Source organism: Arthrobacter sp. R-11, from assembly GCF_049913155.1.
Lineage (GTDB): Bacteria > Actinomycetota > Actinomycetes > Actinomycetales > Micrococcaceae > Arthrobacter.
The window spans coordinates 1,122,839-1,134,875 of the sequence record NZ_CP183979.1; the positions used below are offsets into that span (position 1 = coordinate 1,122,839).

9 protein-coding genes are annotated in these 12,037 nt (G+C 68.0%); 5 read left to right on the plus strand and 4 right to left on the minus strand.

Features of this window, described 5'->3' with window-relative positions; genetic code table 11:
* The first annotated feature begins 29 nt into the window (after positions 1-29).
* From purN to ACN9M4_RS05055, 3 genes are all read left to right on the plus strand, one after another.
* Entirely contained in the window at positions 30-602 is a 573-nt protein-coding gene (gene purN, locus ACN9M4_RS05045; RefSeq protein ID WP_426302469.1) for a phosphoribosylglycinamide formyltransferase, read from the plus strand.
* Positions 603-674: 72 nt separating this feature from the next.
* A complete protein-coding gene (locus tag ACN9M4_RS05050) occupies positions 675-1,979 on the plus strand; it encodes an alpha/beta hydrolase (protein ID WP_426302470.1) in 1,305 nt (434 codons plus the stop codon).
* Positions 1,976-4,558 carry a phosphatidylglycerol lysyltransferase domain-containing protein gene (locus tag ACN9M4_RS05055; RefSeq protein ID WP_426302471.1) on the plus strand — a complete coding sequence of 861 codons (2,583 nt, stop codon included), beginning with the start codon at positions 1,976-1,978 and terminating at the stop codon, positions 4,556-4,558. Before ACN9M4_RS05050 ends, ACN9M4_RS05055 begins: the two co-directional genes overlap by 4 nt.
* A gap of 21 nt (positions 4,559-4,579) precedes the next feature.
* Here the strand turns inward: ACN9M4_RS05055 and ACN9M4_RS05060 are convergent, their stop codons facing one another.
* From ACN9M4_RS05060 to ACN9M4_RS05070, 3 genes are read right to left on the minus strand one after another with little or no spacing between them, the layout of a single operon-like run.
* Positions 4,580-5,932, minus strand: coding sequence for an MFS transporter (locus ACN9M4_RS05060; protein WP_426302472.1), 1,353 nt, complete (start codon positions 5,930-5,932; stop codon positions 4,580-4,582).
* 21 nt (positions 5,933-5,953) lie between these two features.
* Positions 5,954-6,919, minus strand: coding sequence for an N-acetylmuramic acid 6-phosphate etherase (gene murQ / locus ACN9M4_RS05065; RefSeq protein ID WP_426302473.1), 966 nt, complete (start codon positions 6,917-6,919; stop codon positions 5,954-5,956).
* The gene (locus ACN9M4_RS05070) at positions 6,894-7,844 is read right to left on the minus strand and encodes an N-acetylglucosamine kinase (RefSeq protein WP_426302474.1); all 951 of its coding nucleotides are present in this window, start codon (positions 7,842-7,844) and stop codon (positions 6,894-6,896) included. Before ACN9M4_RS05070 ends, murQ begins: the two co-directional genes overlap by 26 nt.
* 291 nt (positions 7,845-8,135) lie before the next feature.
* Between ACN9M4_RS05070 and ACN9M4_RS05075 the strand changes: the two genes are divergently transcribed.
* Together ACN9M4_RS05075 and purH are read left to right on the plus strand one after the other, a co-directional pair.
* Positions 8,136-8,939 (plus strand): endonuclease domain-containing protein, encoded by an 804-nt coding sequence (locus ACN9M4_RS05075; RefSeq protein WP_426302475.1) that lies wholly within the window; start codon positions 8,136-8,138, stop codon positions 8,937-8,939.
* Positions 8,940-9,139: 200 nt separating this feature from the next.
* Entirely contained in the window at positions 9,140-10,810 is a 1,671-nt protein-coding gene (purH, locus tag ACN9M4_RS05080) for a bifunctional phosphoribosylaminoimidazolecarboxamide formyltransferase/IMP cyclohydrolase (RefSeq protein WP_426302476.1), read from the plus strand.
* 208 nt (positions 10,811-11,018) lie between these two features.
* On the opposite strand, the gene ACN9M4_RS05085 is transcribed toward purH, so the two are convergent.
* Positions 11,019-11,993 carry a trypsin-like serine peptidase gene (locus tag ACN9M4_RS05085; protein ID WP_426302477.1) on the minus strand — a complete coding sequence of 325 codons (975 nt, stop codon included), beginning with the start codon at positions 11,991-11,993 and terminating at the stop codon, positions 11,019-11,021.
* Positions 11,994-12,037: the final 44 nt, after the last annotated feature.

Below are 12,037 nucleotides of genomic sequence, written 5' to 3' on the forward strand. Positions count from 1 at the left end.
CCTACGCGAGGCAGCCATAAGCTATTGCAATGCGCATTGTTGTCCTCGTCTCCGGCACCGGTTCCAATCTCCAAGCGGTCATCGACGCCGTCAAAGCGGGGGAGCTCGACGTCGAGATCGCCGCCGTGGGCGCCGACCGCGAAGACACCTTTGGCGTGCAGCGCTCGGCCGACGCCGGCCTGGAAACCTTCGTGGTGAACTTCAACTCCTTCGAAACCCGCGCCGAATGGGACGCCGCCCTGACCGCGAAGGTGGCCTCGTACCAGCCCGACGTGGTGGTCTCCTCGGGCTTCATGCGGATCGTCAGCCCCGAGTTCATCGACACCTTCCACGGCAAGTACCTCAACACCCACCCGGCCCTGCTGCCCGCGTTCCCCGGCGCCCACGGCGTGCGCGACGCCCTCGCCTACGGAGTGAAGGTCACCGGCTGCACCGTCCACTGGGCGGACGCCGGCGTGGACACCGGCCCCATCATCGCCCAGGAAGCCGTGACCATCCTCCCCGGTGACGACCAGGACTCCCTCCACGAACGCATCAAGGTGGTTGAGCGCAAGCTGCTTGTCAGCACTTTGTCAGACATCGCCCAGAATCGCTTGCTATAAAGACATCGCACGCCGGGCGGAACAGGCCATTGCGCGCCTTGAGTAACACCGGCGGACTTGCGAGGAATGGTCATGGGATTTTGGAAACCCGTCCTGGATATGGCGGTAACGGGTCCGCGCTTCCTGCTCGCCTGGACCCTCCTGAGTTCGCTCCTGCTGGCCTACCTGCTGTTCAAGAGGCGAAAGGTCCGCTGGTTCGCGGTGGCCGCCGGCGCGCTGGCCGCGGGGACCGCCTTGGGGCTCGGAGTCCTCTGGTACTGCGTCTTCGTTGACAACACCTTCGGGGGACCCCTCATTTCCGAGGTCTGGTTCTGGGCGCCTGCCTCCTTCGCTGCCACCGCGCTCGCCATCGCCAATTTCCGGGGCGGCCGCTGGTGGCGCAGCGTGCTCGCGGCCGGATCGGTCCTGGTGTTCGCGGCGACCGCGGCGTTCCAGGTCAACGCGGCCTACGGGTTGAACCAGACCCTGGGCTCGGTGCTGAACATCAACACCGCGAACACCGTCCGCATCCCGCTCCGCTCCTCGTGGCTCAAGGGTTCGGAGCTGCCGCTGTACAAGACGTGGACGGCCCCTGCCGACATGCCGCAGGCCGGCCTGAGGGGCAAGACGCCCCTGCCCATCCCGGCCAAGCACTCCGGCTTCCAGGCACGCTGGTCCGGCCTCTACCTTCCTCCGGCGGCCCTGGTGAAGCATCCTCCGCTCCTGCCATTCATGATCATGATGATGGGGCAGCCGGGAGCGCCCAGTCCGCAGCCCGCCGCCAACGTTGCCGACGCGATGGCCGCCAGGAACCACGGCCTGGCGCCCATCATCCTGGTGGTCGACCAGCTCGGGGATCCCTACAGCGACCCGCTCTGCCTGGACTCGAACCGGGGCAAGGTGGAGAGCTACGTGATGCAGGACGTCCTGCCCTGGGCCCGCGCCAACCTGCCCATCATGCAGGACAGGAAGCACTGGGCCTTCGCCGGATATTCGGACGGCGGGGTCTGCGCCAGCTACTTCGCGGCCAAGTACCCCCAGGATTTCGGCAGCTTCATTTCGATCTCCGGGGAAGAGTTCCAGGGTTCCGAAAAGCCCGCCTACAACCTGGCCACGGTGTTCGGCGGGAAGCAGCAGGACTACGACGCCGTGAAGCCCCGCAACATCATGCTCGCCCACGGCCGCTACGAAGACATGGTTGCCGTGTACACGGCCGGGAGCAAGGACCCGGACTACACCAAACAGGCGCAACGCATGCTCGCCACCGCCCTGCAGGTGGGAATCAAGGCGTCCTTCTACAGCGTTCCGGGAGCCGGCCACGTTCGCAACGCCGTCGCCGGAGGGCTCGCCGAAGCCTTCCGGATCCTCTACCCGCGTTGGGGATTGTCGCCGTCATGAACAACAACATCACCCGGCAGCGTCCACCCGCCCAAAGCGGAGCGGAGAGCCTGCCGGCGGGGCGGCGCAGCCATTTGCAAAACACCAAGGAGCGCCTGGACGGCTTCTTCCGGCGCATTCCCTTTTCCTTCCTGATGGCGGCCGTGTTCCTCGCCGCGGCGGTGTTCAGCCGCACGCTGTTCGGCATGGATGCCGCCCGGATCTGGGGCCAGGGCGTGGACGCCACCTTCGAAGGAGGCCGGTGGTGGACCCTGCTCACGGCCCTGCTGGTCCCCCAGGACGCCACGGCAACCGCCTTGGCCGCGATCGGGGCGGTCCTCCTCCTCGGCCTGGCGGAACGGACCCTCGGGACCCGGAAGGCCGCGCTCGCCTTCCTCACGACAGGGCTGACGGGCGGGTTCCTGGGCATCCTGCTGCAATGGCTGGGAACCCTCACCTGGGAATGGTGGTCCACCAGCGCCTCCACCTCTGCCACGGTGGATCCGCTGACCGGCGTCCTGGGCGCCCTCTCCACCGCCACGGGCAGCATGGGGCTGCTGTGGAGGCGCCGGATCAGGGTGGTGCTGCTGACGTTTGTCCTCATCTTCGTCCTCTACTCGGGGGATCCCGAGGACTTCTACCGGCTCCTGGCCGTGCTGGCCGGCCTCCCGTTGGGGGCATGGCTGAGGACCAGCAAACGCCCGCTCCACGTGGCCTACAGCTCCCACCGGGAGACCCGCACGCTCGTTGCCGCCGTCGTCCTGGTCACGGCGGTGGGACCGCTGGTGGCCTTCCTGGGCAGCACGGACCTGACGCCTTTCGCCTTCGGTTCCTACCTGTTCATGAACGACCCCGTGGATCCCGGCATGCTCGCCGCCGCCTGCCACGGCGATCTCCCGCTGTCCCGGCTCTGCATCCACCAGCTGGCCAGGATCGGTTCGCAGGGGCCGGGCATGGTGGCCCTTGCCTTCGTACCCGTGGTGCTCCTGGGCCTGGCGGCGTGGGGATTGTACCGGGGCCGGCGTTTCGGCTGGTGGCTCGCGGTGGGCGTGAACACGGCCATCCTGCTGGCTTCCCCCGGATCCTTCAGCGTCGTGCGGCTCATCGGGCAGGCGGGAACTGCCGTGCACCGCCCGTTCAACGGCCAGGAACTCGTCATCTGGATGCTCACGGCGGCACTGGTGCCGGCGGCGTCGCTGATCATGCTCGTGCTCAAACGCAGGCACTTCGGAATCCATGCGCCCCGGCGGGCTTTCCGCCGTTTCCTCCTGGTGCTGCTGGGCTCCTTCCTGGTCCTGGCAGGTGCCTGCACGGTGGCCGCCCTCTCGGCGCTGAAGTCGATTGCCCCGCGCATCACCGCCTCAGGAGTGTTCCTCGATGCGCCGCGCCGCTTCGTGCCGCCGCATTTCCTTAGCGGGCCTGGACATTTCGTCCTCCCACGGCACACGGTGGTGAGCTGGGCCTACCAATGGAGCGGACCCGCCTTCTGGGCGGTCTTCGTCGTGGCCGCCCTGTGGCTGCTCTCGCGCTCGCCCCGCCTCGCGGTAGCGCACGACGTCGAGAAGTTCCGTGCGCTGTTGCGCCGCCGCGGCGGCGGCTCGCTGGGGCATATGACCACCTGGGAGGGCAACACGCCGTGGTTCACCCGCGACGGCGAGGGAGCCTTGGCGTACCGCGAGGTCAACGGGCAGGCCATCGTGCTGGGCGAGCCCGTCTGCGCCCCGGACCGGGTGGAACAGACCATCCGGGAGTTCCTGGTGTTCTGCGATGAACACAACTGGACCCCCGTCTTCTATTCTTTCCATTCCGGGCTGCTGCCTGTCTTTGAGCACCTCGGCTGGCGGCACATGCCGGTCGGGGAAGAAACGGTGATCCACACCGAAGGACTCACCATGCAGGGCAAACATTGGCAGAGCGTGCGGACCGCGCTCAACAAGGCGGTCCGTGAGGGCAGGACGGCGGTGTGGACCTCGTGGAGTGAGTTGCCGTTCGCGGCAACCACGGAGATCGTGGCGATCTCCGAATCCTGGGTGGCGGAGAACAAGCTGCCCGAGATGGGGTTCACGCTCGGCGGCTTGGAAGAACTCAAGGACCCGGATGTCCGCCTCATGCTTGCCGTTGCCGAGGACGGGCGCATCGAAGCGCTGACGTCCTGGATGCCGGTGCACGAAGACGGCGAAGTCGTGGCCTGGACTCTCGACTTCATGCGCCGTGCCCCCGAATCCCACAACGGCGTCATGGAATTCCTGATCGCCTCCGCCGCGCTGCATCTGCAGGAGGCGGGCGCCCGGTTCGTGAGCCTGTCCGGTGCGCCGCTGGCCACCAAGCCCGTGCCCGCGGACGCAGCTCCGGAGGCACCCGCGGCAGGCATCGCCGCCTTCCTTGCCTGGCTTTCCAGGACGTTGGAGCCGGCCTATGGTTTCGGTTCCCTGTTCCGTTTCAAGGCGAAGTTCCACCCTGAATACTCCACGCTGTTCATGGCCTTCCCCGATTTCTCGGCCCTGCCGCGCATCGGCATGGCCCTGGCGCGCGCCTACCTGCCCGAGGTGTCCACCAAGGAAAGCATGGTCCTTGCCCGCGTGCTGGGGCGCCGGGACTGACCTTTTCGGCGGCGCATGGGCTCAGTCGAGCGCGCGCTGCTTGGTTTCCGGGGCGAAAAGCCCCATCCAGATGACGGCCAGCAGCACCAGGCCGCCGGCCAGCGCGAAGGACGTGGCCAGGCCGAAGGTGGGCCAGAAGAACGAGGCGAACACCAGGGGGCCGAAGCCGGCTCCGAGGCGGGAGAATGTCGAGGCCCAGCCGAAGCCCGAGCCGCGAAGCTCCGTGGGGTAGAGCTCGGACACGTAGGCGTACAGCACCGGGATGGCCACCTGCACCACGAAGCCGAAGACCAGCAGCCAGAACACCGCCGCGGACGGAATGTCCACCACCAGCGCCACCACCACGAGCGTCCCGGCGGACAACGGACCGCTGACCGCCAGTATCCATTTGCGGCCCAGGCGCTCCACGAGCAGCGCTGCCGCCACCACGCCCAGGAGCCCGACGGCGGCCATTCCCGCCGTCGTCAGGAAGGCCTTGTACTCCTCGAACCCGGCGCCGATCAGGATGCGCGGCATCCAGGTCAGGCTCAGGTAGTACACGAGAAGGACGGTGAAGAACAAAGCCCACGCCGCCGTCGTGATCTTCCAGCTGAACTGCCACAGGCTGCGCAACTGGGTCCAGGCGCTCCCGGCGGAAAGCCGCGGAGCGGCCTGGGGGTCGGGCAGGCTGTAGGCGCGCGGCGGCGCGCCGGTGGCGGCCACGAGGGCGTCGATGACTTCCGCGGCCTCCTTGCGGCGGCCCTTGCGGATCAGGAAGAGCGGGGATTCGGGCACGCTGCGCCGCACCCAGAACACCAGCAGGGCCGGCAGCACCATCACCAGCATGGTCAGGCGCCAGTCGGCGAAGGCGGCCATGAGCCCGGCGGACACGAAACCGCACAGCGCGGCACCCACCGGCCACCAGCCGTCCATCGCCGTGAGCACCCGGCCGCGCTGCTTCCGCGGCGTGAACTCGCCCACCAGGGCATAGTCCACCGGGATGCAGCCGCCCAGCCCGAAGCCGGCCATGAACCGGAAGACGCAGAACCACAGGAAATCCGGGGCGAAGGCGCCCAGCACGGTGAAGAGCGAGAAGATCAGCAGCGTAGCGGTGAAGGCCTTCCTACGCCCGATCGTGTCCGCGATGGTTCCCCAGGCGAAGGCGCCCAGGGCCATTCCGATCAGGTTGGCCGTGCCGATCCATGCGGCGTCGGCCGGCTCGAGGGACCAGTGTTTGGAGAGCAGGGGAATGAGGATGCCGTTGAGCGTGACGTCCCAGGCATCGAACATGAAGCCCAGCCCGCCGATCAGGAAAATCCGGCCCTGGACGGCCCACCGCCACGGCAGTTCCTGGACCACCTGCTCGCCGCTGGGCACTGACGTGTACGTGTTCATCTTCCCCTCCTGGGGAAAACTTTAGCGGTGGTTTTCTATCGCTTTCCGCAGGAAGCCGCCGGCCTCGTCCAGGGCACCCTTCGCCTGCGCCGGATCGATGCCGGTCAGGAGCACCAGGATGGCCGCCTTCACCGATCCGCCCACCGAATCGAGGGCGCGGATGGCGGCGTGGGCGTCGGCTCCCGTGGCGTGCTGGATGGTGCGCTGGGAGCGTGCCAGGAGCTTTTCGTTGGTGGCCTTCAGGTCCACCATCAGGTTGCCGTAGGTCTTGCCGAGCTTGACCATGGAGAGCGTGCTGATCATGTTCAGCACCAGTTTCTGGGCCGTTCCGGCCTTGAGCCGGGTGGAGCCGGCAACGAACTCCGGGCCCACCACCACGTCGATGGCCACGTCCGCGAGCCTGCCGATGGCCGAGCCGTGGTTGCAGGCGATCGCCGCCGTGAACGCGCCCCGGCTGCGGGCCTCCTCCAGGGCTCCGATCACGTACGGTGTGCGGCCTGAGGCCGAGATGCCAATCACAGCGTCTTTTTCCGTCACGTTGATGTCATGCAGGTCCCGGGCGCCGGCCGTCGCGTTGTCCTCGGCGTACTCCACCGGCTTCTGGATGGCATGCGGGCCGCCGGCAATGATGCCCACCACGAGTTCCGGGCGGGTGCCGAAGGTGGGTGGGCACTCGCTGGCGTCCAGCACGCCCATCCGGCCGGCCGTCCCCGCACCCACGTAGAGCAGGCGGCCGCCGCGCGCGAGCCGCTCCGTAACGGCGTCGATGGTTTGTGCGATGGCGGGCGCGGCTTCCTCGACCGCCGCGGGGACGCCGCGGTTGATCTCGTTCATGGCGGCCACGAGTTCGGCGGTGCCCATGGTGTCGATGCTGTCCAGCGCCGGGGCAGCCTGTTCGGTCTGCAGGCCCGCGAGCTCGGAGCGCAGCCCTTCCAGCGGATCGTTGCTTGCGGCGGTGGGGTCAGTCGGGCCAGTTTGTTCCGTCACGGTGGATGTACCTTTCCTGCAGGAGCCCGCGGCGCGTCGCAGCGAGGGCGGCCCCGTCCATGCCGTCGCCGAGGGGCTCGACCATCTCAATCCCAGCCGAAGCCAGGGTGTTGTGCAAGAGGCCCGCGAAGAACTCCGAGTTCGCCACGCCGCCCAGCACCGCCACGCGGCCGGTGCCGCCGCTGGCGCGCTTGACCGTGCCGGCAAGGATCCTGCACGCCTCATCCACGATTCCGCGCGCGACGGCGTCCCCCGCCTCCGCTGCGTGCAGCACCAGGGGAGCGAAGCGGGCCATCGCCCGGGCCGGGTTCTCCATGCCGCCCAGCCAGGCGGGAAGCATGAGGGGCGACTCAACCAAAGCTTCCGCCGCGGCGCTCAGCGAAGTCTCCGGGCCGCCGTCGAACGCCTGCACCACCGCTTCCAGGCCGCGCTGGCCGATCCACCGGCCGCTGCCCCGGTCGCCCAGCAGCGGGCCCCAGCCGTCGGCACGGTGCAGCTGCCCGCCGTCGTCGAAGCGGAACGCCACGGCGCCGGTGCCGACGATGAGCACGGTGCCGGGAGCACCCTGCATGGCACCGAGCTGTGCGGCGGTGGCGTCTGAAAGGACTGCGGCGGGGACGCTGAAGCGGCTGGCGAGCAGGCTGGCCAGTTCGCGGGAGCTCTCGGCAGAGGCCTCGACGCCGGCCACGGCAGCACCGAAACCGGCCAGCGGGGATCCGGAGGGGCCGGTCGCTGTCAGCCCCGGGGGAAGCATCGCGGCCGTCTCTTCGAGCAGCTCGAACGCCAGGCGGGCGCCGTCCGTGACGCCAAGTCCGGGGAAACCATGCTGGTCCGCCGCTGCGAGCACTTCGTCCCCCGAGCGCAGTTCCAGCCTGCACCTGCTCTTGCCGAGATCGGCCACCAGCACCATCGCCGCAGCATTCATGGTCCAACCCTATCTGCGTTGCGGGGCCCGCTCTACGTCCTTTTGGGCGGCCAAAGGACGTAAAGCGGACCCCGCAACGCTGTGGAGGAGGGGTCGCCCCGGGCATGGAAGGGCAACTCTGTGGATAACCCCGGACGACGACGGCCGCCAAGCCAGCATTGACGTATGCGCAAACCACCGCCTCTCCCGGCAACCATCGATCCGCGGGGATTCCTTGTGCGCGACGCATACGCCGCAGGGATTGCGAGATGGCGGCTGGAAAGCAGCGGCCTCGTCACGCCCAGTAGAGGGATGCGGCTTCGTCCGGAGGAAGTTCTGGACCTGGAACTCCTTGCCCGGCTCCACACGGGTGTCACACCGCGCAGTGCCATCAGCCACACCACTTCTGCCTTGCTGTGGCCGCTTCCCCTGCCGGCAACGCTGGAGGCCGAGGAACGCGGAAACGGACTCATCCATGTCACCCGCCGGGCGGAAATCGGACGGGTCAAGCGCAGGGGAGTCGTCGGACACAGGGCGCCGTTGCTTGCCCGCGACGTGCGCTTCATCAACGGCGTTGCGCTGACCTCTCCGGAATGGACCTGGGTCGATCTTGCCGCAATCCTGGGCCGCGATGCCTTGGTGGCCGCCGGGGACGCCCTGCTCGCCCGGGAGAACCCGTTGTCATCGCTCGAAGCAATCCAAGAGGTGGTGGACCGTCGTCCGAAGGTGAAGGGGATCCGGATGGCGAGGGCAATCCTTCCCTTGCTGCGCCGCGGCGTCGACTCGCCCCTGGAATCGAAGCTGAGGATGAGGATCCTCGACGCCGGCCTGCCGGAACCGCTCGTGACGCAGCCAGTCCACGACGCCCACGGGAACTACGTCTCGACGCCGGACTTGCAGTACCGGGAGTATCGGATTGCCCTGGAGTATGAGGGGGAGCACCACCTTACGGATCCTGTGCAATGGGGCCGCGACATTGAACGGGACGACAGGCTGCGGTCAATGGGATGGATCGTGCTGCGTTTCTCCAAGTATCAGTTGCGCCAGGGGTGGCCCGCCTCCGAGCGGAAGCTGCGTAGCGCGCTTGCCGAACGGGGTTGGCGTGCAGCCGCTTAGTGGATTGGCGTTGCGGGGCCTGCTCTACGTGCTTTGGGCGCCCTAAAGGACGAAGAGCAGGCCCCGCAACGCAAGGAACTCCGCCGAGCAGGCCCCGCAACGCAAGAAACGCAATGAAAACGGGGGCCGCCGCCGACGCGATAAACTGTGGCGTATCCCCACCATCTGCGAACCCAACGCGATCCAAGACGGAGATTTTTGTGAGCTTCACGCAGCTTGACCGTGTCCCTATCCGCCGTGCACTCATCTCGGTATACGACAAGACCGGACTGGAGGAGCTCGCAAAGGGCCTGCACGCAGCCGGCGTCTCCATCGTCTCCACCGGTTCCACCGCCAAGAAGATCGCCGCGGCCGGCATCCCGGTCAAGGAAGTCGAAGAAGTCACCGGTTCCCCGGAAATGCTGGACGGCCGCGTGAAGACCCTGCACCCGCGCGTGCACGGCGGAATCCTCGCCGACCGTCGTGTCCAGGCCCACATGGACACCCTCGCCAAGATGGAGATCGAGCCCTTCGACCTCGTGGTGGTCAACCTGTACCCCTTCGTCGAGACGGTCCGCTCCGGCGCCGGCCAGGACGACGTCGTCGAGCAGATCGACATCGGAGGCCCCGCGATGGTGCGCTCGGCCGCGAAGAACCACGCCGCCGTCACGATCGTCACCGACCCTGCCTTCTACGGTTCCGTCGTGGAAGCCGCCGCGGCCGGGGGCTTCGACCTGAAGACCCGCCGCCGCCTGGCCGCCAAGGCCTTCGCGCACACCGCTGCCTACGACAACGCCGTGGCCACCTGGACTGCATCCCAGTTCCTGGATGAAGACGGCGACGGCATCATCGACTGGCCCGCCTACGCCGGCCTGGCCCTGGAACGCTCCGAGGTACTGCGTTACGGCGAAAACCCGCACCAGCAGGCCGCCCTCTACGTGGACAAGGCCGCCCCGGCCGGCATCGCCCAGGCCGACCAGCTGCACGGCAAGGCCATGAGCTACAACAACTTCGTGGACGCCGACGCCGCCCTGCGCGCCGCCTTCGACTTCGCCGAGCCCGCCGTCGCCGTCGTCAAGCACGCCAACCCCTGCGGCGTGGCCGTCGGTTCCACTGACGCCGCCGACCCGATCGCCGACGCCCACGCCAAGGCCCACGCCTGCGACCCCGTCTCCGCGTTCGGTGGGGTCATCGCCGCGAACCGCACTGTCACGGCGGGCATGGCACGCACCGTTGCGGGCATCTTCACCGAAGTCGTCATCGCCCCCGACTTCGAGCCCGAAGCCGTGGAGATCCTCTCCAAGAAGAAGAACATCCGCCTGCTCGCCCTGCCCGAGGGCTACGGCCGCTACCCGGCCGAAATGCGCCAGGTCTCCGGCGGCGTGCTGGTGCAGATGAGCGACAAGGTGGACGCCGACGGCGACAACCCCGCCAACTGGACCCTCGCCGCCGGCGAAGCCGCCGATGACGCCACCTTGGCCGACCTCGCCTTCGCCTGGACCGCCTGCCGCGCCGCCAAGTCCAACGCCATCCTGCTGGCCGACAACGGCGCAGCCGTGGGCATCGGCATGGGCCAGGTCAACCGCCTGGACTCCTGCAAACTGGCCGTCGAGCGTGCCAACACCCTGGGCGTCACCGTGGAGTCCGACGTCGACGGTGCCGGCGGTGCCTCCAACGCCTCTGCTGCGGGGGCACCTGAGCGCGCCCGCGGTGCCGTGGCTGCCTCGGACGCGTTCTTCCCGTTCGCTGACGGCCTGCAGATCCTGATCGACGCCGGTGTCCGCGCCGTAGTGCAGCCCGGCGGATCCGTCCGGGACGAGGAAGTCATCGCCGCGGCCAACGCCGCCGGCATCACGATGTACTTCACCGGCGCACGCCACTTCTTCCACTGATCCCCGCCTGCATCGATTGCTGAGGCAACGTCGTTTTGAGCCTTCAAAACGACGTCCGGGCCCACGCCGGCAGGGTTCCCTGGCCGAGCTTGCGAGGCCAGGGAGCCGACGGGGAGCAATCGATGAAGAAGAACAGCGAAACGGCGGCCGGCCCCTCATAGGGGGCGGCCGCCGTCGTCGTTAACCCTGCTGAGGAAACCGACCCCGCCTAGTTGGCGGAAGCGTTGTTGTAGGCCTGTTGGATGACCGAACCCCAGTACGGGCCGTACATGGTGGTGGAGCGGCTGCCGTAACCGTAGCTGTTGATCGAGTTCTGGTAGCCCTCGGAGTTGCTGCCGATGAACCATGGCCCGCCGGAGGAGCCGCCGGTCATGTCGCAGGGGATGCCCTGGGTGGTGCCGCCCGGGTTGATGGTGTCGTCAAAGGCGGTGCCGGTGCAGGCCTTGAGCGACTGGCCGTCGAAGGGGCTCGCGGCAGGGTAACCGAAGGCCTTGTAGCTCAGGCCGCGGCTTGCGTTGAACTCGACGCCGGAGGCACCCACTGTGTCGGAGAGGGTCTGGCCGTTCAGGGGCGAGACGACGGCGAAGCCGGTGTCGTACTGGATGTCCCCGCCCGAGCTCCACTGGTTGGTGGTGTACAGGGCGCGGGCAGTCCACTTCCCGTAGGGGGCCGCGCCGTTGAGGTACGCGGGGACGAAGACGAAGTTGGTGGCGAAGGCTCCAGGTCCTTCATTCAGGCAGTGGCCGGCGGTGGAGACGGTGCTCTCGTTGGTGGAGGCGACCGAGTTGCCGGAGCAGACGTAGTTGACGCCGCCGAGGGTGAAAAAGACCTTGCCGATGTGCGGCACCGGGTTTTCGTCGGTGTGCAGCGAGGGCTTGCCCTTGCCCGCCTTGCCGGAAATCCTGGTGGACTGGCCCTGTTCGACGGCGGCCCGGGCCGTGCTCTTGCCGCGCGCCACGGCCTTCTGCGCCAGGACATCGCCCGGGATTGCCGAGCGCATCCGTTCGGGGGTCCAATAGTCGGCCACGCCGCTGGTCTGGAGGGTGGCGCTGACTGTGTGGGACACCTCCTTGGCGTCCGGGGAAACGGAGGTCGCGGCCGCTCCTCCTGCGGACGTGAATGCGAACATTGCGGCTGCGGAGAGACCAAGGAGGCTTGTGGCCAGGGTCTTGTTTCTTGTCACGATTGTCCTGACTTTCGGTGGGGAAATCGGCCCGGGCGGAGGCG

Excerpts from the sequence above, each read along its gene's own strand:
- purN (WP_426302469.1), top strand. The coding sequence starts at position 30 with ATGCGCATTGTTGTCCTCGTCTCCGGCACCGGTTCCAATCTCCAAGCG.
- ACN9M4_RS05050 (WP_426302470.1), top strand. The coding sequence starts at position 675 with ATGGGATTTTGGAAACCCGTCCTGGATATGGCGGTAACGGGTCCGCGC.
- ACN9M4_RS05055 (WP_426302471.1), top strand. The coding sequence starts at position 1,976 with ATGAACAACAACATCACCCGGCAGCGTCCACCCGCCCAAAGCGGAGCG.
- ACN9M4_RS05060 (WP_426302472.1), bottom strand. The coding sequence starts at position 5,932 with ATGAACACGTACACGTCAGTGCCCAGCGGCGAGCAGGTGGTCCAGGAA.
- ACN9M4_RS05070 (WP_426302474.1), bottom strand. The coding sequence starts at position 7,844 with ATGAATGCTGCGGCGATGGTGCTGGTGGCCGATCTCGGCAAGAGCAGG.
- ACN9M4_RS05075 (WP_426302475.1), top strand. The coding sequence starts at position 8,136 with ATGCGGCTTCGTCCGGAGGAAGTTCTGGACCTGGAACTCCTTGCCCGG.